This is a genomic window from uncultured Shimia sp. (assembly GCF_913054185.1).
In the GTDB taxonomy this organism is placed as follows: domain Bacteria; phylum Pseudomonadota; class Alphaproteobacteria; order Rhodobacterales; family Rhodobacteraceae; genus Shimia.
The window spans coordinates 1-26,760 of the sequence record NZ_CAJXIV010000051.1 but is presented as its reverse complement, the minus strand read 5'-3'; the positions used below and the strand labels follow the sequence as shown (position 1 = coordinate 26,760).

The 26,760-nt window shown below is 56.7% G+C and carries 22 protein-coding genes and 2 pseudogenes; 13 read left to right on the top strand and 11 right to left on the bottom strand.

What is annotated here, in order from left to right; all coding sequences use genetic code 11:
• The 3 genes and pseudogenes from QZ517_RS11905 to QZ517_RS11895 form a co-directional block, all read right to left on the bottom strand.
• Positions 1–407: pseudogene (locus QZ517_RS11905) on the bottom strand (ABC transporter permease); the annotation flags it as partial.
• 3 nt (positions 408–410) lie between these two features.
• Positions 411–1,535: an ABC transporter ATP-binding protein gene (locus QZ517_RS11900; RefSeq protein WP_294227056.1), complete on the bottom strand. Its 1,125-nt coding sequence runs from the start codon at positions 1,533–1,535 to the stop codon at positions 411–413.
• Between the two features lie 72 nt (positions 1,536–1,607).
• Positions 1,608–2,693, bottom strand: coding sequence for a polyamine ABC transporter substrate-binding protein (locus QZ517_RS11895; protein ID WP_294227055.1), 1,086 nt, complete (start codon positions 2,691–2,693; stop codon positions 1,608–1,610).
• Positions 2,694–2,840: 147 nt separating this feature from the next.
• Here QZ517_RS11895 and QZ517_RS11890 point away from each other — a divergent pair, with 147 nt between their 5' ends.
• From QZ517_RS11890 to QZ517_RS11860, 7 genes are all read left to right on the top strand, one after another.
• Entirely contained in the window at positions 2,841–3,557 is a 717-nt protein-coding gene (locus tag QZ517_RS11890) for a GntR family transcriptional regulator (RefSeq protein ID WP_294227052.1), read from the top strand.
• Positions 3,558–3,644: 87 nt separating this feature from the next.
• Positions 3,645–5,033 (top strand): aspartate aminotransferase family protein, encoded by a 1,389-nt coding sequence (locus tag QZ517_RS11885; protein ID WP_294227050.1) that lies wholly within the window; start codon positions 3,645–3,647, stop codon positions 5,031–5,033.
• Between the two features lie 309 nt (positions 5,034–5,342).
• Complete coding sequence (locus tag QZ517_RS11880; RefSeq protein ID WP_294227048.1) at positions 5,343–6,446, top strand: ABC transporter ATP-binding protein; 1,104 nt, start codon at positions 5,343–5,345, stop codon at positions 6,444–6,446.
• An 81-nt stretch (positions 6,447–6,527) separates the two neighbouring features.
• Complete coding sequence (locus QZ517_RS11875; protein ID WP_294227046.1) at positions 6,528–7,616, top strand: extracellular solute-binding protein; 1,089 nt, start codon at positions 6,528–6,530, stop codon at positions 7,614–7,616.
• Between the two features lie 104 nt (positions 7,617–7,720).
• Positions 7,721–8,995 (top strand): ABC transporter permease, encoded by a 1,275-nt coding sequence (locus QZ517_RS11870; RefSeq protein WP_294227044.1) that lies wholly within the window; start codon positions 7,721–7,723, stop codon positions 8,993–8,995.
• 5 nt (positions 8,996–9,000) lie between these two features.
• Positions 9,001–10,212 carry an ABC transporter permease gene (locus tag QZ517_RS11865; RefSeq protein WP_294227042.1) on the top strand — a complete coding sequence of 404 codons (1,212 nt, stop codon included), beginning with the start codon at positions 9,001–9,003 and terminating at the stop codon, positions 10,210–10,212.
• A gap of 117 nt (positions 10,213–10,329) precedes the next feature.
• Positions 10,330–10,905, top strand: coding sequence for a L,D-transpeptidase (locus QZ517_RS11860; protein ID WP_294227040.1), 576 nt, complete (start codon positions 10,330–10,332; stop codon positions 10,903–10,905).
• A gap of 45 nt (positions 10,906–10,950) precedes the next feature.
• On the opposite strand, the gene QZ517_RS11855 is transcribed toward QZ517_RS11860, so the two are convergent.
• Both QZ517_RS11855 and QZ517_RS11850 read right to left on the bottom strand, forming a co-directional pair.
• Entirely contained in the window at positions 10,951–12,219 is a 1,269-nt protein-coding gene (locus QZ517_RS11855) for a lytic murein transglycosylase (RefSeq protein WP_294227039.1), read from the bottom strand.
• Positions 12,220–12,281: 62 nt separating this feature from the next.
• Positions 12,282–12,998 (bottom strand): YafY family protein, encoded by a 717-nt coding sequence (locus tag QZ517_RS11850; protein ID WP_294227037.1) that lies wholly within the window; start codon positions 12,996–12,998, stop codon positions 12,282–12,284.
• Between the two features lie 86 nt (positions 12,999–13,084).
• On the opposite strand from QZ517_RS11850, the gene QZ517_RS11845 reads away from it, so the two are divergent.
• The gene (locus tag QZ517_RS11845) at positions 13,085–13,819 is read left to right on the top strand and encodes a glutathione S-transferase family protein (protein ID WP_294227035.1); all 735 of its coding nucleotides are present in this window, start codon (positions 13,085–13,087) and stop codon (positions 13,817–13,819) included.
• Here QZ517_RS11845 and rnr read toward each other — a convergent pair.
• From rnr to dapE, 3 genes are all read right to left on the bottom strand, one after another.
• Positions 13,800–16,064 carry a ribonuclease R gene (rnr, locus tag QZ517_RS11840; RefSeq protein ID WP_294227033.1) on the bottom strand — a complete coding sequence of 755 codons (2,265 nt, stop codon included), beginning with the start codon at positions 16,062–16,064 and terminating at the stop codon, positions 13,800–13,802. The two genes, QZ517_RS11845 and rnr, sit on opposite strands and share 20 nt — an antisense overlap.
• Positions 16,065–16,187: 123 nt before the next feature.
• Positions 16,188–16,736: a TIGR04282 family arsenosugar biosynthesis glycosyltransferase gene (locus tag QZ517_RS11835; RefSeq protein ID WP_294227059.1), complete on the bottom strand. Its 549-nt coding sequence runs from the start codon at positions 16,734–16,736 to the stop codon at positions 16,188–16,190.
• A gap of 22 nt (positions 16,737–16,758) precedes the next feature.
• Positions 16,759–17,904, bottom strand: coding sequence for a succinyl-diaminopimelate desuccinylase (dapE, locus tag QZ517_RS11830; protein WP_294227031.1), 1,146 nt, complete (start codon positions 17,902–17,904; stop codon positions 16,759–16,761).
• A 290-nt stretch (positions 17,905–18,194) separates the two neighbouring features.
• On the opposite strand from dapE, the gene QZ517_RS11825 reads away from it, so the two are divergent.
• Together QZ517_RS11825 and QZ517_RS11820 are read left to right on the top strand one after the other, a co-directional pair.
• The gene (locus QZ517_RS11825) at positions 18,195–19,766 is read left to right on the top strand and encodes a Hint domain-containing protein (RefSeq protein ID WP_294227029.1); all 1,572 of its coding nucleotides are present in this window, start codon (positions 18,195–18,197) and stop codon (positions 19,764–19,766) included.
• Between the two features lie 3 nt (positions 19,767–19,769).
• Positions 19,770–20,864, top strand: a complete 1,095-nt coding sequence (locus tag QZ517_RS11820) for a Hint domain-containing protein (RefSeq protein ID WP_294227027.1) — start codon at positions 19,770–19,772, stop codon at positions 20,862–20,864.
• Positions 20,865–20,880: 16 nt separating this feature from the next.
• On the opposite strand, the gene QZ517_RS11815 is transcribed toward QZ517_RS11820, so the two are convergent.
• Positions 20,881–21,249: a hypothetical protein gene (locus QZ517_RS11815; RefSeq protein ID WP_294227025.1), complete on the bottom strand. Its 369-nt coding sequence runs from the start codon at positions 21,247–21,249 to the stop codon at positions 20,881–20,883.
• A gap of 353 nt (positions 21,250–21,602) precedes the next feature.
• On the opposite strand from QZ517_RS11815, the gene QZ517_RS11810 reads away from it, so the two are divergent.
• Complete coding sequence (locus QZ517_RS11810; RefSeq protein WP_294227023.1) at positions 21,603–23,183, top strand: choice-of-anchor L domain-containing protein; 1,581 nt, start codon at positions 21,603–21,605, stop codon at positions 23,181–23,183.
• Positions 23,184–23,294: 111 nt separating this feature from the next.
• Entirely contained in the window at positions 23,295–24,368 is a 1,074-nt protein-coding gene (locus QZ517_RS11805; RefSeq protein WP_294227021.1) for a transporter substrate-binding domain-containing protein, read from the top strand.
• A 61-nt stretch (positions 24,369–24,429) separates the two neighbouring features.
• Here the strand turns inward: QZ517_RS11805 and dapD are convergent, their stop codons facing one another.
• Both dapD and QZ517_RS11795 read right to left on the bottom strand, forming a co-directional pair.
• Entirely contained in the window at positions 24,430–25,257 is an 828-nt protein-coding gene (gene dapD, locus QZ517_RS11800; protein WP_294227019.1) for a 2,3,4,5-tetrahydropyridine-2,6-dicarboxylate N-succinyltransferase, read from the bottom strand.
• Between the two features lie 70 nt (positions 25,258–25,327).
• The gene (locus QZ517_RS11795; protein WP_294227017.1) at positions 25,328–26,260 is read right to left on the bottom strand and encodes a threonine/serine dehydratase; all 933 of its coding nucleotides are present in this window, start codon (positions 26,258–26,260) and stop codon (positions 25,328–25,330) included.
• 78 nt (positions 26,261–26,338) lie between these two features.
• On the opposite strand from QZ517_RS11795, the pseudogene QZ517_RS11790 reads away from it, so the two are divergent.
• Positions 26,339–26,760 (top strand): annotated as a pseudogene (locus tag QZ517_RS11790) (lysine decarboxylase); the annotation flags it as partial.

Below are 26,760 nucleotides of genomic sequence, written 5' to 3'. Positions count from 1 at the left end.
AGAATGCCCATCCAAGAATACACGCGGATCAGGAAGCTGGTCCAAAACGGCAAGATCACCAGCATAAACAGCATGGCGCGCCATTCGTGCGGCGCACGGGCAATGCCATAAGCGATGGGATAGCCCACCAGCAAGGTCAGTAGGGTCGAAATCACCGCAATCTTGAGGCTGGAGAGGTAGGCTTTCCAATAAAGATCGTCTTCGGTCAGCCAGATATAGTTCTCAAAATCCAACTCCGCAAAGAAGGCTCTTAGCCCAGCCCAACCTTCGGCGATGTCCAAGGTTGGCGTGTATGGCGGGATCGCCACAGCCAGATCAGACAGGGATATTTTGAAGACAATGACAAACGGCACAATGAAGAGTGCCAGCAGCCATAGAAATGGGACGGCGATCAGGAGGCGGCGCATCTCTTAGCGCTCCAGGAAGACACCGGCGGTGTCTGTCCAGCTGAGCCATACTTTGTCTTCCCACGTAAAGGCGCGGCGGGAGATGCGGCGGTTGTTGGCGGATTGTGCCTTGATGATTTGGCCACCCGGAAGCTGCACGTGGTAGGTCGAGATATTGCCAAGGTAAGCAATGTCATGCACTTCACCCTGGATAACGTTGGCCGCACCTTCAGGCTTTTCAGCCGAAATAGAGACTTTTTCTGGCCGGATGGCGTAGTGCACATCCTGGCCTTTGGCGGCCCCTTCCAGGGGTGAGCCAACAACAGCAGGCTGACCTTCGGCCCAATGCATGTGCAGCTTGTCGCCTTGCGGATCAGCTTTGCCAGCGATCAGGTTCACATCGCCAATAAAGTCCGCCACATAGGTGGAATTGGGCGCCTCGTAGATCACATCCGGCGTGGAGACCTGTACAATTTGGCCGTGGTCCATCACCGCGACACGGCTCGCCACTGTCATCGCTTCTTCCTGATCGTGGGTCACAATCACAAAGGTGGTGCCGGTGGTTTCCTGAATGTCCATCAGCTCAAACTGGGTTTCCTGACGCAGTTTTTTGTCCAGCGCGCCAAGCGGTTCGTCGAGCAGAAGCAGCTTGGGGGCTTTGGCCAAGGAGCGGGCTAGGGCCACACGCTGGCGCTGACCACCAGAGATTTGGTGGGGTTTGCGACGCGCAAACTTTTCAAGCCGGGTCAGGCGCAGCATCTCTTCGACGCGCTCGCCAATCTGATCCTTGGGCATCTTGTCCCGCTTCAGACCAAAGGCGATGTTTTCCCAGATCGAGAGATGTGGGAACAGCGCGTAAGATTGGAACATCATGTTCGTTGCACGCTTGTTTGGCGGCACCGCACCAATATCTTGCCCCGCGAGAAAGATCTGCCCTTCGGTGGGGGTTTCAAACCCGGCCAACATGCGCATCATCGTGGTTTTGCCACATCCGGACGGCCCCAAGAGCGCAAAAAACTCTTGCTCGAAGATGTCCACAGTCAGATTGTCTATGGCCGTAAAGTCACCAAAGCGTTTGGTCACGTTCTGAAACTGAATCAGGGGTTTTGCGTTGGGATCTTCCCAAGGGGCAAAAACGTCAAGCGCCATGGCGGTCTCCGGGAGTGTTCGAGAGTCAATATAGGCTCGCGCGATGGCCGCGCGAGCCTGCATAAATCAGGCTTAGGTGCCAGATTTGATTTTGGTCCACATACGGGTCACGACGCGCTGCACCTTTGGCGGGTAAGGCGAGGTGGTGTAGAGGTTTTCAAGTGTGGCTTCGTCCGGGTAGATTGCCGGATCGCCAATCACGTCTTCTTCCAACAGCGGCTGCGACGCCTTGTTGCCGTTGGCGTAGTAAACGTAGTTGGAGGCATCTGCCATGTTCTGCGCATCCATGATGAAGTTCAGGAACTTATGCGCAGCCTCAGCGTTGGGTGCATCCACAGGGATGGCCATTTGGTCAAACCACATCAGCGCCCCTTCGGAGGGCGCATTGTACGCAATTTCAACGCCATTTTCCGCTTCCCACGCGCGGTCACGCGCCTGAAGAATGTCGCCGGACCAGCCAACAGCCACACAGATGTCGCCGTTTGCCAGGCCATTGATGTATTCAGAGCTGTGGAATTTCTGAATGTACGGCGCGATGGCGGTGAACAGCGGCTCAGCTTTGGCAATCACGTCTTTGTCGTGGCTGTCAGGATCTTCACCCAAATAGGCCAGCGCGGCCGGGATCATCTCATCCGAGGCATCAAGCACATGCACGCCACAGGCGGCGAGTTTCTCAATATTGGCCGGATCAAAGATAAGCGCGAGGGAGCCAATGGGCGCATCTTCGCCCAGCACTTCTTTGACTTTGTTGACGTTCACGCCAATGCCGGTGGTGCCCCACATGTAGTTGATGGAGTATTCATTGCCGGGGTCATAGCTGCTGGTACGAGCGTCGATCACGTCCCACATGTTGCCCGCGTTAGAAAGCTTGGACTTGTCCAGTTTCTGGAAAGCGCCAGCGGAAATCTGACGCTGCAGGAAGGTGCCGGAGGGCACAACCACGTCATAGCCGGAGTTGCCCGCCAGCATTTTGGTTTCCAGCACGTCGTTGCTGTCAAACACATCGTAGATCAGCTTGATGCCGGTTTCGTCCTGAAACTTGGCGAGCAGGGCTTCGTCGATGTAGTCGGACCAGTTGTAAACACGCACCTCTTCGGCGGTGGCGGCAGTTGCACCAAGCGCCATGGTGGCCGCGAGTGCGATGAAGGATGTCTTCATGATGTTCTCCCGTTGGACGCCGGGCTTCGACCCGGTCGCGTTCTGTGAGATTAATTTGATCAAGTTTTTGCGTTATGGCAATATGCTTGTGCATTTTGCCGATGATTATACGTTCTAGCACATCGCATTGAGAAATAGTTTGCACAAATGGAAGGCACTGGGAAATTGGGACAAGGTTTTGAACATAGCGACGAAAACGCGGCTCGCGTCCCGGTGCATCAGCAGGTTTATGCGCAGTTGCGCGATGCGGTGCTTTTTGGCGAATTGGCGCCGGGTCAGGCGGTCACCATCCAAGGTTTGATCGAACGCACCGGTGCCGGCATGACCCCGATCCGTGAAGCGATTCGCCGCCTAACCAGTGAAGGGGCGCTGGAGTTTCGCGGCAACCGACGTGTGGTGGTGCCTATGATGACCGTAGATGCCATTGATGACCTTATTTTCCTGAGAGAAACCGTAGAGTCGCGACTGGCGGCACAGGCGGCAGAAAAGATCACACGCGAGGAAATTACGGCGCTGGAAACGATCGATGCACGGCTGGATGACGCCATCACGCGGGGAGACGTTTCAGCCTATCTGCGTCAGAATTTTGCGTTTCATGCCAAGCTTTATGCGGTCGCAAACGCCCCGGTTCTTTTGGATGTTGCCAACAGTGTCTGGCTGCGATTCGGCCCATCGATGCGGGTGGTGTGCGGGCGTATGGGCACGCAAAATTTGCCCGACAATCACAAGACTGCATTGGCCGCATTAAAGGCGAAAGACGCGCAATCCGCCGCCGATGCGATGCGCGAAGACGTGGTTCAGGGCATGGAACAAATCCGCGAAGCGCTGCTGGATGGCACTGCTTTTAGCGACACGATTGACTAATCAGAATTTGATCATATTTTTGTGGCAAGAGATGTGAAGCGGTGATTTGGCCGTTTTGCCCACCCTGATTCTGTTGCGAGGTTAGCCATGAACGCGATCACCAATCACTTGCCCACTGCGGAGCTCCAGGCGCTGGATGTGGCGCACCATATGCACCCGTTCTCCACCCAGAACGATTTTCACGAGGCCGGCGCACGGGTGATCACCCAAGCCAAAGGCGTGACGCTGACCGACAGCGAAGGCGCACAAATTCTGGATGCGATGGCAGGATTGTGGTGTGTGAACATCGGCTATGGGCGCGACGAGCTGGCAGAGGTGGCAGCACGTCAGATGCGCGAGCTGCCGTATTACAACACGTTTTTCAAAACCACCCACGTGCCAGTGATTGCACTCTCTGCAAAGCTGGCCGAGTTGGCGCCGGGCGATTTGAACCATGTGTTCTATGCGGGTTCCGGCTCAGAAGCCAATGACACCAACCTGCGTTTGGTGCGCCACTATTGGTCCGCTAAGGGCAAGCCCACCAAGACGGTCTTTATCAGCCGCAAGAACGCCTACCATGGGTCGACCGTGGCGGGTGCAAGCCTTGGCGGCATGGTGCCGATGCACCAACAGGGCAGCCTGCCAATCCCGGACATTCACCACATCAACCAACCAAACTGGTGGGCTGAGGGTGGTGACATGTCACCGGAAGAGTTTGGCCTGCATCGGGCACAAGAGTTGGAAGAAGCGATTCTTGAGTTGGGCGAAGACCGCGTGGCGGCCTTTATAGCCGAGCCTATCCAGGGCGCGGGTGGTGTGATTGTGCCACCAGCAACCTATTGGCCGGAAATCCAGCGCATCTGTGACAAGTATGAAATCCTGCTGATTGCCGACGAGGTCATCTGTGGATTTGGCCGCACCGGCAATTGGTTTGGCAGCCAGACTGTGGGCATCAAGCCGCACATCATGTCGATCGCCAAAGGCCTGTCGTCTGGCTATGCACCAATTGGCGGCAGCATTGTCTGTGACGAAGTGGCCGAAGTGGTTGCCGCCACAGAGTTCAACCATGGCTACACCTACTCCGGTCACCCTGTGTCCTGTGCGGTGGCGCTTGAGAACCTGCGCATTATCGAAGAAGAGAAAATTGTCGAGCATGTGCGCGACGATGTGGCGCCGTACCTGAAAGAGAAATGGGAGGCACTGGCCGATCATCCGCTGGTGGGAGAAGCCAATATCGTTGGCATGATGGGCTCCATTGCACTCACCCCAAACAAAGCCACCCGCGCACCGTTTGCAGCGGAAGCCGGTACCGTCGGCTACAAATGCCGCGAGCACTGCTTTGGCAACAATCTGGTGATGCGTCATGTTGGCGATCGCATGATCATTTCTCCGCCGCTGGTGATGACCCGTGACGACATCGACATGCTGATCGAGCGGGCGACTCGCGCCCTGGATCAGACCTTTGAGCAAATCAAATCCGAAGGGCTCTATAAGTAATCTGCCTAATTTTTGCGCACAATTGATCAACCCGGAGCCCTGCTCCGGGTTTTTTATTGCCCGCTCCAGCGGAGGCTTTGCAACTTTAGCCGGAATAACCTTGAGGCTTTGCAGACTTATGGGTTTACCATTTGATCATAATTGGCGAAAATCGACGTCAATGTGTCGCAAACCGACGTCGAGCCTTCTGAATGGCTGGCAATCTTTCCCATACGGAATGCTGGCTTGCGCATTCAAGCTCAGGTGTGGTTACACTTGAGACAGACGAGCAGAGCAAATCTGCCGACGGACAACACAGGGAGCCGATTATTGGCTGATAGTGCATCTAACGACGCGTTTGTCGAATTCGACCGCGTGCAAAAGAGCTATGATGGTGAGACCCTCGTCGTCAAAGATCTGAACCTGAGCCTGCCGCGAGGCGAGTTTCTGACCATGTTGGGCCCATCCGGCTCTGGCAAGACAACTTGCCTTATGATGTTGGCGGGCTTTGAAACGGCGACACATGGCGACATTCGCCTTGGTGGCACCTCCATCAACAACATTCCACCGCACAAACGCGGCATCGGCATGGTGTTCCAGAACTACGCGCTGTTCCCGCATATGACGATCGCGGAGAACCTGAGCTTCCCATTGGAAGTGCGTAAGATGGGTAAAAGCGTGCGCGAAGAGAAAATCAAGCGTGCGTTGGACATGGTCGAAATGGGCGCCTTTGGCGGCCGTCGCCCAGCCCAGCTCTCTGGTGGTCAGCAACAGCGAATCGCACTGGCGCGGGCGCTGGTGTTTGAACCCGAATTGGTGCTGATGGACGAACCGCTTGGCGCGCTCGACAAACAGCTGCGCGAAAAAATGCAGTTTGAGATCACCAATCTGGCGCATAATCTTGGCATCACAACGGTGTATGTGACCCACGACCAGACCGAGGCGCTGACCATGTCAGACCGCGTGGCGGTGTTTGACGATGGCCGCATTCAGCAGCTCGATCCGCCTGACACGCTGTATGAAAACCCGCAAAACAGCTTTGTGGCGCAGTTCATCGGCGAGAACAACACGCTGGAAGGTGTGGTCAAAGAGATCAACAACGGCATCGCCATTGTGCAACTTGATGATGGCGAGCTAATCGACTGTCAGCCAGTGCATGAAAGCGTGAAGCCTGGCGCACGCACCCGCGTATCGATTCGTCCGGAGCGTGTTGAATACAACAAAGACCGTATTCAGGAAGGCGCACATACGCTGAAAGCCGAAGTGAAAGAGTTCATCTACATGGGTGACATCTTCCGCACACGCCTGTCGGTGGCGGGCAATGATGAGTTCATCATCAAAACCCGAAACGCGCCGGATGTGGAGCGGCTCACCCCAGGCCAACAGATCGAAATTGGTTGGTTGCCTGAAGATTGCCGTGCGCTCGACGCCTAGAAAGGGCTGGCGCACAAAACCGGGCGTAAGATCCGGAGCCAAAAAGAACAAAACTTAAGAATTCAACAAGGAGTGTATCCAATGAAAACCAAGCTGACAGCTCTCGCCGTCACAACTGCACTGGTGGCACCTGCCGCCATGGCGCAGGAAATGACCATCGTATCCTGGGGCGGCGCTTACTCTAAGTCGCAACTGAAAGCGTACCACGAGCCCTATTCCGCGAAATCCGGCGTGACCATCATCAACGACGACAGCTCCGCGGAAGCCGTGGCCAAGCTGCGTGCGATGAACGAAGCCGGCAACGTGACTTGGGATGTTGTGGACGTTGTTGCCGCAGACGCGATCCGTCTGTGTGACGAAGGTCTGGCGATGGAAATCGACGCGGACACTCAACTGGCCGCTGCGCCAGATGGCACCTCTGCTTCTGAAGACTTCGGCGACCTGCTGGTATCGGACTGCTTTATCCCGCAGATCGTATACTCCACCACATTCGGCTACCGCACCGATCTGGTTGGTGACACAGCGCCAACCACCATCTGTGACGTGTTTGACACCGATGCCTATCCTGGCAAGCGCGCGCTGGAAAAGCGTCCAATCAACAACATGGAATGGGCTCTGCTCTGTGACGGTGTTGCAAAAAGCGACGTGTATGACGTTCTGGCAACACCAGAAGGTCAGGACAAAGCGCTCGCCAAACTGGGCACCATCAAAGACGACGTGATTTGGTGGTCTGCTGGCGCCGACACACCTCAGCTGCTGGCTGACGGTGAAGTTGTGATGGGTTCCACCTACAACGGTCGTTTGTTTGCTGTGATCGAAGAGCAGAAACAGCCGGTTGCCATGCTGTGGGACGCACAGGTGTTTGACCTTGACGGTTGGATCATCCCAGCTGGTCTGTCTGATGAGCGTAAAGCACAGGCACTGGACTACATCATGTTTGCAACAGACACACAGCGTCTGGCAGATCAGGCGAAGTACATCTCTTACGGTCCAGCACGTGCGTCTTCCGCACCGTTGGTTGGTAAGCACGCGGAACTGGGTATCGACATGGCGCCACATATGCCAACCGATCCTAACAACGCGCAGAACACCTTCCTGTACAACTACGAGTTCTGGGCTGACTACCGCGACGACATCGACGCCAAATTCCAGGCGTGGCTGGCGAAATAAGTTCGCTTAGCAAGATTTGAACAGGGCCGCGTTGGGCGGCCCTGTTTCTCCACAAAAGATCGGGCGTCACATAAGCCTGACATGTGAGACACAACGGGGACATTATGACCGACGCCACATCCCAAAGCGGGCCTGTGCTCGCCGCCGACGGCACACCACTTAAAAAGAGCCTCGCACGAGCACTCCGTTTGCAAAAAACGCGTGCCCTGATGCTGATTGCGCCTTTGCTGGTGTTTGTCCTCATCTCTTTTGTATTTCCCATCGCATCCATGCTGTTCCGCTCCGTGGAAAATAGCATTGTCATGGAGACGCTTCCGCTTACGGTAGAAGAGCTTCAGAACTGGGATGCTGACAGTGGACAGCTGCCTGAGGAAGCCCTCTACGCCGCGTTTATTGCGGATATGGTGGTCGCAATTGATGCCAAGAAACACACGCGATTGGGCACGCGCCTGAATTATGAAGAAACCGGCATGTCCTCGCTGTTTCGAAAATCCGGCCGTAAGATCAAAAAACTGGATCCGGCCACGGATGGTCCGTTCAAGGACAAATTGATCGACATCGACAAGAAATGGGGCGACGTGACCACCTGGGCGGTGATCAAAACCCATTCCGTGAAGATCACCAACGGCTACTTCCTCAACGCCATCGACATGCAGCGCACCCCGGATGGGGCACAAGCGCAGCCCGAAGACAAACGTATCCTGATCAAACTGTTCCAGCGGACTTTGTTTATGTCGCTGATGATTACGGCCAGCTGCATTATGTTGGGCTATCCGGTGGCATGGCTGTTGGCCAACCTGCCTGCCCGCACCGCAAACATACTGATGATCCTGGTATTGCTGCCGTTCTGGACCTCGCTTCTGGTCCGCACCTCCGCTTGGAAGGTGATGCTGCAACAACAGGGTGTGATCAACGAAGTGCTGGTCTGGATTGGCCTGGTGGCTGATGACGCCCGCCTGGTGATGATCAACAACCAATTTGGTACCATCGTGGCGATGACGCATATCCTGCTGCCGTTTATGATCCTGCCGATGTATTCGGTGATGCAGACCATCCAGCCGACCTACTTGCGGGCTGCCAAATCCATGGGCGCCACCAACTGGACGGCGTTCTGGCGGGTGTATTTCCCTCTGTCGGTTCCGGGCATTGGTGCAGGCTCGATCCTCGTGTTCATTCTGGCAATCGGCTACTACATCACACCGGAAATTGTGGGCGGCACCAAAGGTGTCTTTATCTCCAACCGGATTGCCTATCACATCTCAAGCTCGCTGAACTGGGGTCTCGCTGCGGCGTTGGGCACCATCCTGCTGGGCGTCGTCCTGCTACTCTACTGGTGCTATGACAAGATTGTTGGCATCGACAACGTGAAATTGGGATAAGAACCATGGCTGCACTCACTCCGATTTCCCGCAAACCGATGTCTTTGGTTCTGCCCACCGTGGCAGCCGCAGGCGGCTTCTTTGGCCTCTTCATCGGCACCTCAAATGGCTCCGGCACGTTGGGCGTGTTGATTGGCGCGCTGATGGCTGTAGCGGGCGCTGCCCTCTACATCTTTGTGCTCAAAAACGAAAATCTGGGCAAATGGCTGACAATTGCGCTCTACGGCGCACTTGGCTTCTGGTTTGGCGGAATTGCAGCGGCAATTATTGGTCTGCTGTATGGCTGGTTTATCCATTGGTTCAGCTACTGGCTTTACGAAGGGCGCTATCGTGCGCGCCTGCTGCCTTACCTGACCCCTAAACAGGTGCTGTGGCACTATACGTTCCGTGTGATTTGTGGCGCGATCTTCACCTTCTTGATCACACCAATCCTTGTGGTGATGCCGCTGTCGTTTAACGCGCAGGATTTCTTCACTTTCACGCCAGAAATGCTGCGACTGGATCCGGCAGGATACTCGCTCAAGCACTATCAGGACTTCTTCACCAACAACGAATGGCAGCGCAGCTTCAAAAACTCTCTGATCATTGCGCCCATTGCGACGGTAATCTCGGTCAGCCTTGGTACCTTGGCGGCCATTGGCCTGTCCCAAAGCCACGTGCCCGGGCGCCGCGCCATCATGGCAATCATGATTTCCCCGATGATTGTGCCTTTGATCATTTCGGCGACAGGCATGTTCTTCTTCTACAGCCAAATCGGCAACTGGATGGAAGGCACTTTGGGCTTGAACAAAACCTTTGTGGGCTATGTGAAAGTGGTGCTAGCACACGCTGTTTTGGGTATTCCGTTTGTGATTATCACCGTGACGGCAACACTTGTCGGATTTGACCGCTCGCTCACTCGGGCGGCAGCCAATATGGGCGCAAATCCTGTCACCACATTCTTCCGAGTGCAAATGCCTTTGATTCTGCCTGGTGTCATTTCTGGCGGCCTGTTTGCCTTCATCACCTCGTTTGATGAAGTGGTGGTGGTGCTGTTTGTGGGATCGGCAAGCCAGAAAACGCTGCCATGGCAGATGTTCACAGGCCTGCGTGAGCAAATCAGCCCAACTATTCTGGCGGTGGCAACAATTCTTGTTGGGATCTCAATCCTGCTCTTGGCCACTGTGGAAATGTTGCGACGGCGGTCTGAACGGTTGCGGGGCATGTCCCCTACCTAAGCACCGTTAGGGATTTCACAGCACATTTTGGTAAACATGGACAAAGTCGGGCACTCCTGACTTTGTCCACAGTCACGTCTGTGGCATGATTTTTAGATGTAATCGGGACGAGTATTTATGCAGAGACGTCATTTCCTTGCCGCTGGCGCCAGCCTTTTGGCAACGCCGCACATCCTGCGCGCCGCTCAAGGCGACAGCTTTGAGTTGATGGAGCACCTGAAGCCCAAAGAAGTTCGGGTGAAAAAGAAATACGGTTTCCAACCGGGACAACTGGTTGTGGTTCTGGCCTCTTACCACCTCTATCACATGCAGGATGAGCGCAATGCCGTCCGATACGGTGTGGCGATTGGTCAGGAAGGACTGAACTTCTCCGGCCGCGCCACCATTGATCGCAAGGTGGAGTGGCCCAGCTGGCGCCCAACGCAAGAAATGATCGAGCGCAACCCTGCGGCCTACGCCAAGTATGCGGACGGCATGCCGGGTGGCCCCACCAACCCGCTGGGGTCTCGCGCGATGTACCTCTATCAGAATGGCCGCGACACGCTGTTCCGCATCCATGGCACCACCGCGCCGCAGTCGATTGGCACGCCAAGCTCAAACGGCTGCATTCGCATGGCCAACTGGCACATCGAGCACCTCTATGAGCAGGTGTCGCTGGGGACAGAGGTGATTGTAGTGAGTGGCCGCGAGTAAGGCAAAACAAACGGCGCGCCGGACTAGGCGCGCCTTTCTTATGCTTTAGCGCAGAGTTTTCAGCAAAGTTAGAGACGCATACCCATCCGGGACCATGTCTTCCGAACGCTGATAGTCTCGCACAGCTGCGATAGTGAGCGGGCCAATCTTGCCGTCAATTTTCTGCGTGTCAAAGCCCGCTTTGGTCAGGCGTTTCTGGAGCTCTATGCGCTCTTTATAGGTCAGCGCTCGATCCGCACGGGGCCAGCTGCTTTGAATGGCCGGGCCGCCTTGGATGCGGTCGGCGAGATGGCCCACGCCAATCACATAAGCATCCGCCGTGTTGTAGTGTTCAATCGCGTCAAAGTTTTTGAAGATCATAAAGGCCGCCCCCTGCGCGCCGGCGGGTAACAGAATCGACGCCTTCCCATGATTGGGCACCGCACGCCCGCGCATGTCCTTAATGCCCAGACGCGCCCACTCGCTTGGATTTTTTAGGTTCTCGCGGTTGGCGCTGGCGTAATCAAACCCCTTGGGCAGTTTCACTTCCACACCCCACGGCTGGTTTTTTTTCCACCCGAAGTGTTTGAGGTAAGCCGCCGTGGAGGCCAACGCATCGGTTGGGTCACCTGACCAGATGTCGCGTTTGCCGTCACCGGTGAAATCAACGGCGTAAGACTGGAATGAAGTTGGCATAAATTGGGTGTGGCCCATGGCCCCCGCCCAGCTTCCTTTCATATTTTGTACGGTCACATCGCCGTTTTGCAGGATACTGAGCGCGGCGGTGAGCTGTTCCTCAAAGAAGTCGCCGCGACGCCCGTCATAGGCCAAAGTGGCCAGCGCTTCGATCACCGGCGTACTGCCCTTGAAGGTGCCATAGGCGCTCTCCAGACCCCAGATCGCCACGACTACTTCTTTGTCCACGCCATAGCGCATTTCGATCTTTTGTAGCGTGGCGTTGTGCTTGTTTAACGCGGCTTTGCCGTTTCGAATGCGGGCATCAGATGCGGCGCTGTCCAAGTAATCCCAGATCGTCTTGGTGAATTCGTTCTGATTTCGGTCTTTCTTGATGATGGCCGCGTTGTATTCGACACCGCGAAAGGCCTGATCCAACACCGTTGCGCTGATCCCAGCTTTGAGGGCACGCGATTTGTAGCGTTTGATCCAGCGCTGCAGGCCTTTGGTGTTGGCGGCAACCTCCACAGGTTTTTGTGCATCAAGCGCGGCGGCCAAGGGGCGCAGCACGGGGCGCAAAGAATATGACGGTGCACCGGCGGAGGCCGTTGAGGCGAGAGCACCAATAACCAGACTTACCATTAACCCAAATGTCCGCATCACAACTTTCCTTGCCCGTTTTCAGGAAGTGTAGCGTGCAGACGTGGGAGTCAAAAGCGTCCTCAATCAAAGGCGCGGGGATTTGCCGATTGCGCTTGCTCTGCTTCCAGACGCGCCTTGAACGCGCGCAACATGGGGATGCGGCGCGGGCGGAAGGATCGATCCGTGATGTCGAGGTTGACCATGCGGTCGAGGCGGAAGGCGCGGAAGTCTTTGCGCAGGTGGCAATACGCCATCAGGCAATGCGCGCTTTGCATGAAGACAATTGAGAGCGGGTCGACCTTGCGTGTGGTGCGACGGCCTTCGGCGTCACCATAGTCAAAGGCTACTGTGCGTTCCTCCCAGGCCGCCTGACGTAGTGCGCCGGCATCGATGCTGATCTCGGGTGGCTTGTGAAAGCGTTTGGCGGTGAGCACCGCATGTTTCAAGCGATGGGCCTGCGCCTCGGGAAGGCGTGATTTCAGCTTGGATAGAGCCGTTTGTGCCGCATTTGCCAGAGAGGGGTCTGCCACTTCCATGACCTCCTTGAGCCCAACCACCAATGCCTCAATCTCTTCGGGCACAAAACCCAAAGGCGGCAAGGTGGCGTCTTCGATCAGGGTAAAGCCAAAGCCGGCTTCTCCGTCGATCACCGCGCCAAGGCCGCGCAGGCTGTCGATGTCTCGGTAGATTGTGCGCTCAGACACGCCGGTTTCCTGCGCCAAAGCTTGCGCAGTGGCGGGGGGCGGCAGGTCACGTAAAGCCTGCATGAGTTGGAATAGGCGATCGGTGCGGCTCATACTTTTACGATACTGCACTCTACTGACAAAAACTGGCAAGAGCGTTCTGTAGGACTGTCCCCACAAACAAATAGTGGAGAACACCCATGAAGCTCATTACATTTCCCGGCGACGCACGTTTCGCATCCAATTCCCCGTTCTGCTTAAAGGCCATGTGCCTGTTGGAAATGGCCAAGGTTGAATGGCAGCCAGAAATGGTTCAGGATTTTGGAGCCCTGCCTTTGGGTAAGGTGCCTGTAGCACGTGTGGGCGACACACTGATCCCGGACAGCCACAACATTCAGGCCTATTTAGAGTCTAAAGGTGCGGACTTCATGCCGGGGTTGAGCCGCATCGAGAAAGCCGCAACCCACGCGTTGACCCGCACCGTGGAAGAGAGCCTGCGTCTTGGGTTGGTGCATGATCGCTGGCTCAATGACGACTGTTGGGCGGTGATGAAAGACGTCTTCTTTGGCGCTGTTCCTGAGCCAATGCGCGATCAGGCCGCAGAGGAAGCCCGCGGCCATGTGCGGGCTGGACTGATGTCTGAAGGCATCGCGCGGTTCTCGCCAGATGACCGTCAGGCGCGGTTTGACAACGACCTTGAGGTGATCGATGCGAAACTGGACGGCAAAACATTCCTGTTTGGCGACACGCCAACCGCAGCTGATGCCGCAGTGGCGCCGGTATTGGACATGATCCTGAATTTGCCGGTCGCGACCGACTTGCGCAATGCAGTAGAAGCGCGCCCCGCTTTGGCCCCTTATGTGGCACGGGTGCGCGAAGCGATCTATCCGGACGCTGGCAAAGTCATGCAGGGATTTAGCGTTGCCGCCGAGTGACCTTGCGTTTGGTCTTGGCCGCCTTGTGCTTGGCCTTGGTGGCCTTGCGCCGGGTGGGGCCGCCTCGGCCCCGCCCTTTGCCACCACGGCCAGCGCGCTTCACCAACTCACCATCCAGTGAGATAAGCTCCAGCGCGATACCCCCAGTGACCGCAGTGGCCTCTTTCAGGCGTGCCGTCACCCGTTGGCCCAAGCCAATCACTATGCCTGTGTCAGAGCCTAAGAGTGTGTTCGTTTCCTGGTCATAGTGGAAATACTCGCGGCCCAGCTCCCGCATCGGGATAAGACCGTCAGCGCCGGTTTCATCCAACTTCACAAACACACCAAATCGGGCAATGCCACTGATGCGGCCGGTGAACTCATTGCCAATCCGTTCGGACATATATGCCGCCAAATAGCGGTCGGTGGTGTCCCGTTCCGCCAACATGGACCGACGCTCAGTGTCTGATATATGTGTGGCGGTCTTTTCAAGACCCTCGCTGGCCTCAGACGAGAGACCGTCGTCTCCCCAACCATGGGCCGAAATCAATGCGCGGTGCACAATCAGATCGGCATAGCGGCGAATGGGCGAGGTGAAATGTGCATAAGCTTTCAGGGCGAGGCCAAAGTGCCCAAAGTTTGACGGCGCATAGTAGGCCTGTGTCATCGAGCGCAGCGTGGAGATGTTGATCAACTCAGCCTGTTCGGTACCAGCAGCGGCGACCAACAATTGGTTCAGGTGACGGGTTTGCAGCACCTGTCCTTTGGCCAACGTCAGACCAGCAGCCTGCGCCGTGTCCCGCAGAGCGTTGAGTTTCTCCGGGGTCGGTTCTTCGTGCACACGGAACAGCAGCGGGGATTTCTTGGCAATCAGCGTCTCAGCCGCACAGACGTTGGAGAGCACCATGAACTCTTCCACCAGCTTGTGCGCATCAAAGCGGTCGCGGAAGTTCACAGAGGTGACTTCGCCCGCCTCAGACAGCTCAATTTTGCGCTCTGGCAGGTCCAGCGCCAGCGGCTGACGCTCGGCTTTTGCCTTTGTTAGAGCCTGATATGCGGCATAAAGCGGCGTGATGATCTCATCCATTAACGGCGCGCAGCGCTCATTTGGATGGCCGTCTTGCGCCTGTTGCACTTCGCCGTAGTTCAGCGAGGCGACAGAGCGGATCATGGCGCGTGTGAAACGGTGGCCGATCTTTTTGCCGTGGCTGTCGATCTGAATGCGCAGTGCTAGAACTGCGCGCGGCACCCCTTCGTGCAGAGAACACAGGTCGCCAGACAGACGGTCCGGCAACATCGGCACCACACGATCCGGGAAGTAACTTGAGTTGCCGCGTTTGCGGGCCTCACGATCGAGTGCGGTATCGGATGTCACGTAGTGCGACACATCGGCAATTGCGATCCAGAGCACATGGCCATCTTTGTTCTTGGGATCGTCGTCCGCATGCGCCCAGCAGGCATCATCATGGTCCCGCGCATCCGCCGGGTCGATGGTGACAAACGGCATGTCACGCAAATCTTCACGGGCCCCCAATGGCGCGGGTTTGGCCTTATCAGACTCTGATACAACCTCGTCCGGGAAGGTGTCCGGGATGCCATGTTGGTGGATCGCAATCAGACTTACGGCCTTGGGGGCAGTCGGATCACCAATGCGGGCGACAATACGGGCGCGCGGCAGACCAAGGCGGCCCTTGGGGCCGGACTGTTCGGCTTCAACCAATTCGCCATCTTTGGCACCATGGGTTTGATCAGAGGGCACCGACCATTCTTTGCCGTCGCCCTTATCAATTGGCAGGATGCGACCGCCCTCGGCAGTTTTGCGGAACATGCCCAAAACACGCTGTGGGTTGGCGCCAATGCGGCGGATCAGGCGGGCTTCATATTGAATGTCGCCCTCATCCAGTTTGGTCAAACGGCCCAAAATGCGGTCACCTGCACCAAGCGCCGGATCAGAAGCGCGTGGGATCACGTGGATTTTAGGCTCCGCGCCTTCGCCATGCCATTCCAGCGGGCGAGCAAACAGATCGCCATCGGCATCCGCTTCCAGAATTTGCAGCACCGTGACCGGTGGCAGGCTTTCTGGATCGCGGTAGGTTTTCTTCCGCTTTTGCAGATGGCCTTCGGCCTCCAATTCCTTGAGCAGGCGCTTCAGATCAATGCGCGCAGCGCCTTTGATGCCAAAAGCTTTGGCAATGTCACGTTTGGAGGTGAGGGTCGGGTTCTCGGAAATCCACTCAAGGACTTCCTCTTTGCTGGGCATAGGCATGGGGTGCCCTAACACGGAGATGCGGAGAGGTCACGCCTAGAAAATTGGAGGCATGGAATGGGCCAGCCCCTTCTTGGGCCTGTGGCCCAATTCAACTCCGAGATATTTGGAGAAGGAGAACGCTTAGAGCTGTGCCAGATCGGCGGCAGTGTCCACATCGGCCAAAGTGGTGATGGTGGCGATGCGCGCGTCCCGCAAGGTGGCGCGGCTGTCGGCCAAAGCATGTTCCGTGGACCAGCGCACATTCGCAAAGAGGCCAGGCTTAGGCGCGTGCTTGAGGCCGACAAGCCAGTAGCCGCCATCCAGCGCAGGGCCAAACACCGCGTCGTGATCACCCAGCGCCTTGAAGGCTTGCGCAATGTGGGCAGATCGAATGCCGGGGATATCAGCGCCGATGATGCAGGTGGGACCGGGATGTTGGCCCAGTTGGCGCACCATGCGATCACCAAGATTGCCGGTGCCTTGTGGAACGCGCGGCAGGTGAGCCGGCCAAACACGCGATGTGAGGCCCTTATGATCCGGCGCAACGGCCAGGATCAGGTTCCAGCGCGGATCGTCGAGGCGGCGCAGCAGCGCCGCGGATTGGTGACGGAACCACCAGGCAGCGGCGGTCATGCCACGGTCACGTCCCAGTCGGGTTTTCACACGGCCGGGGCGAGGTTCCTTGAGCATGACCACAAGATTTGGATGGTGTTTAGCCAAAATAGTCTCGCAAAATGCGGCTGTAGATGTCCTTGAGTTGATGAATCTGTTCCACCGGCACCTGCTCATCCACTTGGTGCATGGTTTTGCCAACCAGGCCAAATTCCACCACCGGGCAGTGGTGCTGCACAAAACGCGCATCGGATGTGCCACCTGAAGTGGAGAGTTCAGGACGGCGGCCGGTTTCAGCTTCCACAGAGGTGGCAACCAGCTCCGACAAGGCGCCCGGCGGGGTGATGAAGCTCTCGCCGGAGATGGTGACTTTCATGTCGACACCAACGCCGGTTTCCGCCGAAATAGTATCAACTTTTGCCTGCATCCACTCTGTAAGAGACGCGCCGGAGTGGGAATCGTTGAAGCGAATGTTAAGCGTGGCTTTGCACTCTGCCGGGATCACATTGGTGGCTGGGTTGCCGGTGTCCATAGTGACAACTGCCAGGGTCGACGCGTCAAAGTGATCGGTGCCATTGTCCAGAGGTTCAGAAGAGAACTGATCCATCAGGCGCGCCATCACCGGCAGCGGGTTGCTGGCGCGGTGCGGATAGGCCGAGTGGCCTTGTTTGCCGGTGAAGGTGAAGTAGGCGGTCATCGAGCCGCGACGGCCAATTTTCATCATCTCGCCCATCTCGTTGGGGCAGGTTGGCTCGCCGACCAGACAGACGGACATGCGCTCTTGTTCTGTGGACATGTAGTCCAAAAGCGCGGTGGTGCCGTCGATGGCATCACCCTCTTCGTCACCGGTGATGGTGAGGATAATCGCGCCTTCCGGCGGTGTGTTCGAGACAAGGTCGATGGCAGCGGCGGCAAAGGCAGCGACACCGGATTTCATGTCGGTGGCGCCGCGGCCGTACATGATGCCGTCTTTGATCTCTGCGCCAAACGGATCGACCGTCCAGGCAGCGGCATCGCCAACTGGCACCACATCGGTGTGGCCGTTGAAGCCAAAGGTCTTGCTGTCACCCTTGCGGCCCCAGCGGGCAAAAAGATTGCTGACTGCACCACGATCGACGCGGGTGCACTCAAATCCAGCAGCCGAAAGCTGTTTCTCAAGCAACACCAGCGCCCCACCCTCTTCCGGCGTCACCGAGGCACAGCGGATCAGATCTGCGGTCAACTGTGCGGCGTCGGTCTTGGTCATGGCGGGTTTCCTTGTGTGGCATGCTTGCGCAAAGGGTTGTGGCACAGCCACACCGGACCGGAAAGCCACATTTGGGACACAAAGCGGTGCGGCGCCCCTTAACAAGCGGAAAAATATGATGTTTAGTTGACGTTAATAAAAACTGACCGAGGCAGGTCACCAGCAGTTCGGCTAAAAAGCCAAAGGTTTCCGACAAACGCATCTCGAAATGCGAGGAAACCCGTATGAGCGCCCTGTGAGCAGGTGGGCGTTGTTGTGTGGCGTGCCTCAATTAAATGAGGCGAGCAGACATGCCCAGATTGCCAGTAGATACCGGCGCTTCCGCATTTGAAATGGCGGAGACCATTTTTGGCGATGACGTGACCATTGTGTCCGCAGACTACAATGGGCAGAACTCCTCCTCCGGCATTTACACCAATGGCGACAGCGTTTCCCCCGGCGCGACCCCAAGTGACGAAGGTGTGATCCTGTCCACGGGACATGCCAGGAACTTTTCCAATCGTTGGGGCGGAAACAACCAGCGCACAAACCGGTCCTCTGACACCAACGGCGAGGATAATAACGCCGAATTCAACGCGGTGGCTGGGACAAACACCTATGACGCCTCTTATCTGGATGTGTCCTTCATTGCGAATGAAGCCGGGCAAATGACGATGCAATTTGTTTTTGCCTCCGAAGAATACCCGGAATACGTCAGCTCGATTTATCAGGATTTTGTCGCGGTCTCGATCAACGGCAGCTATGTGCCATTGGAAATTGGCAATGGCGATGTGGATCCCGGCAACATCAACACCGGCGACAACGAAAGCATGTTTGTCGACAACACCGGTGGCCTCTACAACACCGAGATGGATGGATTCACCATCACCATGACGCTGACCTTCGACATTGTTGAAGGCATGAACGACATCCGCATCGTTGTCGCAGATGTGTCTGACAGCAGCTACGACAGTTCGCTGTTGATTGCCGCAAATTCGTTGCAGACGTCACTGATTGCCAACACCGACGAAGTGAACCTGCCCATTGACGGCACGCGGACCGTGGATGTGCTGGCCAATGACGTCAACGACACGGGCAATGCGTTGACCATCACGCATATTTCCGGGCAACCGGTCACCGTTGGCACGCCGATCACCTTGCCAAGCGGGCAAATCATTACCCTGAATGCGGACGGCACCATCACGTTTGAAGGGGACAGTGACGAAGAAGAGGTCAACCTCACCTACACAATTGATGACGGCAACGGCAAAACCGATGTTGGCTACATCAAGATCAATCAGGCGCCGTGTTTTACGGTTGGTACCTTTATCAGAACACCCTATGGCGAGGTGCCGATTGAGTGTTTGAACATTGGTGACTTGGTAGAAACCTTGGACAACGGCCCACAGCCGGTACGCTGGATCGGCCAGCGCAAAGTGCCAGCAACCGGCGCAATGGCCCCGATCAGGATCATGGAAAACACGCTAGGCAACCATCGGGAGTTGCTGTTGTCGCCGTTACACCGCGTGTTGATTCGCAACGCCTGGGCTGAGCTGTTGTTTGGCGAAGAAGAAGTGCTGGTGGCAGCGCGCGATTTGGTCAACGACAAAACCATCCGCCGCGTTCCCGGTGGCGACGTCGAATATGTGCATTTGATGTTTGATGATCACCAGATTGTCTTCTCCGAGAAACTCATGACGGAAAGCTATTTGCCCGGTCCACAGACCGCGAGCAGCTTTGAGCCAGAGATCGTGGCGGAGATTTGCGCATTGTTCCCCGAACTCGACCCTGTGTCGGGCACGGGCTACGGACAAATGGCGCGGCGTGGCTTACGCAGTTTTGAAGTGGCAACCTTGTCCCAAATCGCGTTTGGCGGGGCGTAACCCATGAGCTGGATCGCACTCTGGGATAAACAACGCGCCCTGTTTGACCCAAACGGGGTGGCAAACGTGCACGGCACACTGCCTGACGAGGCATCGGTATCTTCACGTCAACTGGCGCGGGGCAGCATGGTCGTGGAAACCCGGGTGTCGCCTTACAACCGCCCGCAAACACTGTTGGGGATGTCCTCGCAATCCGGCAGTGGCTTTAGGCTTTCCTTGCAGGCGGTCCCCGGCGGCGGTGTGGTGCTGGTTATCAACCGTGGCGGGCGCACGGCACATGTCGCCGTCAATCTGGACACCGGCGGTCGGGCTGACGTGTTGCGTGTGACCTATTCGTGGGATGTTCAGGCTGATGTCGGCCGTCTCGCAGTTGAGCAACCCGGCACATGGCGCGTAGCGCTGCGCACTCTGTCCCGCCCCATTGCCTTAACCTTGGCGGAAGTGCGTGAATGTGTGCAGGATGCCGAGGCGCGGGTGTTGTCCAGCGACCTCTCCTTTATTGCCTTTTCAAACCGAATTGAACCGATTGGCCCAATGCCAAGCCTGTCTGAAGACACCCCGGTGATGACGTCACAGGGGTATCGCCGTGTTGGTGAGTTAAAACGCGGCGATGTGGTGCAAACTCCATCCGGAGATTTGGTGCCGGTTTTGGCCAACGTGCGCCGCACCGTGCCCGCAGCGGGGCATTTCGCACCCATTCGACTGCGTGCCCCGTTTTTTGGCCTCAGCCGCGATATTGTGACCAGCCCAACACAGCGTTTGGTGATTGGCGGCAGCCGCGTTGAGTACATGTTTGGATCAGAGTTTGTGTTGATCCCTGCCGGGCATCTGCTGCATGGCAATGCTGCCACCAGCGCTGGCACCGCGCCATTGGTGACTTATTGCCAGCTGCTTTTGCCCAACCACGAAGCCATGTTGGCAGCCGATACCTATGTGGAAAGCATGGATGTGGGACGGATGCGGCGGCGGCGAGATCTGTTAAGTGCCAGTCTGTTGTCCGGGTACCCGCGACAATTGCTGCCCGAACACGCCCGCACTGCTTTCCCGGTTTTACGGGAATTTGATTCGCTCACCTTGGCAGCCCAGCGCGCCGCATAGCGCCACACAATGGCGTTTAATGCTCGGTGGTGGCGTCCTCGGATTCTTCGCCGTGATAAAACGGCGTCAACTGTGCCACCACAACAGAATTCTCATCCAACGCACGCTGCATCAATTCGCGCTCTTGGCCATCAATTTCATGGCCTTGCTCTTCGCGCTCCTCAACGGTGCCATATCCGGTCACATCCAGTGGGTTCAGATCCGCCTGCTTGAGGATGGCAACGGTTTCGCGCACAGCCTCCGCTTCATCCACGCCACTGGCATAAATCATCAGCGCCCCCCCGGTGGCCTCTTCTGGCAAACCGTCATCGTCTTTACGGCCCACCTGCACCAACAGCGTGTAGACTTGCTGACGGGTTTTCTTCTTTTTCTTTTCCTGGGTCATAACACGGCCTTTCTGTTGGGTCGGCCTTAACGTGCCCCACGGTATAGGGTCAACCTGTCCGCATATCACACGACCCTGCATCCAGCGGATTTTAGCAAAGTTAAGCCGAATTTTCAGAGTCTTGCGAAAATTTGGTCACCTTTTGGAAAGGGTTGTATTCCAAACTTACAGCGCGCAGAACGTGCCCTCTTTCTACTGGTGACTTTCGAATCCCCACTCTGCAGTTGCAGAGCGCAAGCTGATGTTAGGACAATAGTATCTGTCCGTTATTCCAAAGCTTTCGACCACGTTCCCAAAAGAAATCGGGCAAAGACGCCACATTTATAGTTTGGGAATGCATATAGGGGACCACCATGCCAACCGCATCAGAACTGCCAATTGATACCAGTGCCAGTGCGACGCAAATGGCGGATGCCATTTTTGGCTCAGGTGTCGAGGTATTGGGCGCAAGCTACACAGGGCACGCCATGTCCAGCGGGATCTATTCGGACGGCGATACCGTGGCACCAGATGCTACCCCCTCCGATACCGGGCTGATCCTGTCCACTGGGTATGCCAAAGACTTTACAAACTCTGATGGCGATCCCAACGCAAACAGCGACACAACCGGTCAAATGTACACCTCAGGCGACGACGATCTGTCCAGTATCGCCGGGGACGAAACCTATGACGCGGCAGTGTTTGAAGCCAGTTTCATTCCCGACGGCGACACGCTGACCATGCAAATTGTATTTTCGTCCGAAGAATACCTGGAATACGTCAACGAAGGATACAACGACGCCATTGGCATTTGGATCAACGGCGAAAAAGCGACGCTGTCGATTGGCGATGGTGATACCACCGTCGACAACATCAACGACACAAGCAACAGCAACCTCTACATTGATAACCCCGCTGACGGTGAGGCGGTCAATAGCGAGATGGACGGGTTGACCGTAACCCTCACAGTCAAGGCACCGGTCACCCCAGGCGAAGTCAACACCATCAAAATTGGCATCGCTGACACGGGGGATGACAAATACGACTCCAATCTGTTGATTGCCGGTGACTCGGTTCAATGTGCGCTTCTGGCGCATGACGATGAGTATGAAATCGGCGCCGACGCCACCAAAACCGTAGATGTTCTGGCCAATGACTCGGCCTCCGATGGCGTGACAATGACCATCACCAAGATCAACGGTCAGGAGGTCAGTGCTGGGGATTCGGTGACACTGCCTTCTGGCGAAGTTGTGACATTGAACGACGATGGCACACTCTCGATCCAGACAGACAGCGACTTGGGCACCGAAGCTTTCACCTACGAGGTGGAGGATACTGATGGCAACACAGACACAGGCTTTGTGAAGGTAACCACAACCACGGCACCGTGTTTTGTGGCTGGCACGGAGATTGTCACACAGACTGGTCTGAAAAAAGTCGAAGACCTTATGCCGGGGGACATGGTTCTGACTCGCGACAATGGGTTTCAATCACTGAATTGGATTGGCACCACCACGCGCCAAGCCACCGGCTCGGATGCCCCCATTCGGCTGGAAAAAGACGCGCTTGGCAATCATGGCGCGGTTGAGTTTTCGCCCAACCACCGCATTTTGATAAAATCCTCCCAAGCGGCCATGTTGTTTGGTGAATCTGAAGTGCTGGTAAAAGCCAAGGATCTTGTAAACGGCAAAACAATCACTGTGCGGGAACATCATGGGCCGGTGACCTATGTTCATATCCTGTTTGATCGGCATGAGATTGTGCGCGCCAATGGTCTGGACAGCGAAAGCTACCATCCGGGTCAGGAGACATTGGACAGTTTTGATGCCGATACGCGTGATGAAATTCTGCGACTCATGCCCACCTCCGACGCTTTGATGGGCTATGGATTCGGTCCGTCCGCACGGGTGTCTTTACGAAAATATGAAGCTGAGGCGCTTCTGGCTGCGGCATAAAGGCCAAAAACCCCCAATTAGAGCCACAAAACCTCAGGTCAACAGCACCGCGCAGTTGACCGGCTCAATTGGTGCGGGATAGGGGGAGGCCAAGCAACTCCGGTACTCACTATGCGCGTTCTCCTTTCAGCCTTCGTGGCCATGCTGGCCTCCTGGCTCTTTGTTCCTTTGGCAACAGCCCAAACCACAGAGACTCTCACATTTGCCACCGTCGACAGACCCCCCTTTGTGTTTTTGGGGGATGACGGCGCGCGTGGATTCAGCATCGACTTGATGCGAGCCATCGGAGAGGACCTGGGCGCGGACATTCGGTTTGTGCCACAGGACAGCTTCACCAACATGTTGGGCGCGGTGGAAGCTGGCACGGTGGACGGAGCCATCGCCAATATCTCGATCACAGCCTCCCGTGAAACCGTGATGGATTTTAGCCAGCCCATTTTTGAGAGTGGCATTCAAATCTTGTTGCCAGAAGAGCCAGGCAGCCTGGCGCGGATTGGCGGCTTGCTCACGCGGGAAATCATGACCGCCATTCTGATCGCACTGGGCCTGTTGTTTGGCGGTGGCATGATTATGTGGGTGTTTGAGCGCCGCCATCAGCCCTATTTTGATCGACCCGCCAAAGATGCGTTGTTCCCATCCTTCTGGTGGGCGCTGAACTTGGTGGTCAACGGCGGCTTTGAAGAACGCATGCCTCAATCCCGACCAGGGCGGTTTTTTGCAGTGATCCTTGTGGTCGCCAGCCTGTTTGTTGTCTCTGTCTTTGTCGCCACCATCACGGCTGCGGTGACGGTCGAAGCGTTGCAGGATTCCGTGGACAGCATCAACGATCTGGAAGGCCGAAAAGTTGGGTCCGTGTACGGATCAACATCTGCGCAATTCCTGACCGCCCGAGATATTCGGTTCCGTGATTTTGACACCCCTCATGAATTGCTGGCGGCCTTTCAGGAAGGTGACATTGACTCCGTGGTGTTTGACGGCCCGATCCTGGCCTATTTTGCCACCAACGACGGGCGCCATGACTCTCGTCTGATCAAACGCGTTTATCGACCAGAGAACTATGGCATTGCCTTGCCAACCGGCAGCCCATGGCGCGAGGAAATTGACCAGTCCCTGCTCAAACTGCGCGAGGATGGCACCTATGATGCTTTGCTTGAAACATGGTTTGGCGCCACGTTCCGCCGGTAAAACCCACGAAAAAGGCCAGCCCCGATCAAGGACTGGCCTTTCTAGCTGTCTGTAACGCGGTTTAGTCGCGCAGCAACTCGTTGATGCCGGTCTTGGAGCGGGTGCGCTCGTCCACGCGCTTCACAATCACCGCACAGTAGAGGTTCACACCGTTTTTGGAGGGCATGGAGCCCGCCACAACCACGGAGTAAGGCGGCACTTCGCCGTACATCACTTCGCCGGTTTCACGGTCGACAATCTTGGTGGACTGACCGATGAACACGCCCATGCCCAGCACGGCACCTTCGCGCACGATGCAGCCTTCAACCACCTCAGAACGCGCCCCGATGAAGCAGTTGTCTTCGATGATGGTTGGACCGGCCTGCATAGGCTCAAGAACGCCACCAATGCCCACACCACCGGAGAGGTGCACGTTTTTACCAATCTGCGCGCAGGAGCCAACGGTGGCCCATGTGTCCACCATGGTGCCTTCATCGACATAAGCGCCGATGTTTACAAATGAAGGCATCAGAACAACGCTTGGTGCGACGTAAGCGGATTTGCGGACAATGCAGTTTGGCACGGCGCGGAAACCGGCGTCTTGCCACTGCTTCTCGCCCCAGCCGTTGAATTTGCTGTCGACTTTGTCCCACCAGCCGGAGCCCTGTGGACCACCGTCTTGGATTTCCATGTCTTTGACACGGAAGCCCAGCAGCACGGCCTTTTTGGCCCATTGGTTCACGTGCCAGTCGCCGTTTTCCATCTTCTCCGCCACGCGCAGACTGCCGCTATCGAGCGCGTTCAGCGTGGACTCAATCGCGTCGCGGGTTTCGCCGGTGGTGGCAGAGGTGATGGTGTCACGTGCGTCCCATGCGGCTTCGATGGCTTGTTCCAGTTGGGCATTCGACATGTTTTCAGGCTCCGGATGTCTTGGAATTTGAGGTGTTCTAACGGGATCGGGTGCGGGCGTCACGCGCTCATTATGTCGCTTGTTCAAACGGGTCCGGTGCAATGTTGGCGCCACAGACCAAAACGGCAACCTTTTCGCCCGGTTCGGGCACGTAGGCGCCTGACATCAGAGCGGCCAGCGCGGCGGCCCCGGCGGGTTCCACCAGTTGGCGGCGTTCGCGCCACAAGGCGTGTTGGGCTTTCGTGATTGCGTCGTCTGTCACGCGCACTGAGTCCGCGCCTGTGGAGACCGCAAGGTCGAAGCAAATCTGGCCAATACGTTTTGCGCCCAGCGCATTGGCGGCCACACCGGAGACGTCCACATCCACCGGCTCGCCCGCTTTCAGAGCGGCATTAAGCGCACAAGAGGTTTCAGGCTCCACAGCGATCACCCGGCGGCGACCGTCAAACCAAGCCATAGCCCCGCCAATCAAGCCACCGCCGCCCACGGCGATGATCACTGTGTCGGCATCAAGCCCCTGCTCTTCCCATTCCAGCGCAACAGTGCCCTGCCCGCCCACGGTGCCCAACGCGTCGTAGGCGTGGATCTGCATTGCGCCGGTTTCCGCCTCATAGGCCAGCGCTTTGTCCAACGCATCAGAGTATGCGCCCGGCACCACTTCGAGGTCCGCGCCTGCGTCTTGGATCAAGGCCACTTTGGCTGGACCGGCCATTTCCGGCACATAGATGCGGGCTTTGTGGCCCAGCTTATGCGCCGCATAGGCCACGGCGGCCCCATGGTTGCCACCAGAAGCGGCGACCAACCCAGCTTCGGGCACGTCAGACGACAGCAGGGTGTTGAACGCACCACGGGCTTTAAACGTGCCGGTGTGCTGCATCTGCTCCAGCTTCATCTGAATGGGAAAATCCAGACCAAAGCCGTTTTCCACAGTCACAACCGGGGTGCGCAGCACGTGCCCCTTGATCCGCACCGCAGCCGCGGCAATTTCTGTGCTCCAGTCCATTTTCACTTCCCTGTCACTGGTTTTGTTAGCGCGGACCCTATAGGCCTGAGAGAAACGCGCAAGCAAGGACCTGTGACCATGACAGACGATCGCCGCCACCCACTGGCAGACGCCCACTCAGACCGTGAATCCGCCAACCAAGTTCCGGACACCCCACAGACGCGCGCGCCATCTTATCGGTTGGCTTTTGCAGACGAGGATTTCCTGTGTCGTCCAGAGCTGCGCCCAGTGCGGCTTCAGCTGGAGCTGCTGAAACCTGAGCTGGCAATGGACGAGCATGAGATCGAAAGCACAGTTGTGCTGTTTGGCGGTGCGCGTATTCCGGAGCCATCCAAGAAAGACACCGCTCGGACGGAAACGCTGGCGGAGCTGTCTCGGTTCTACGATGAAACCCGCAAGTTTGCGCAATTGGTGACCAAGGCCAGCGATGGCAAGAAAAACGTGATTGTCACCGGTGGCGGACCAGGTGTGATGGAAGCCGGCAACCGTGGCGCGATGGA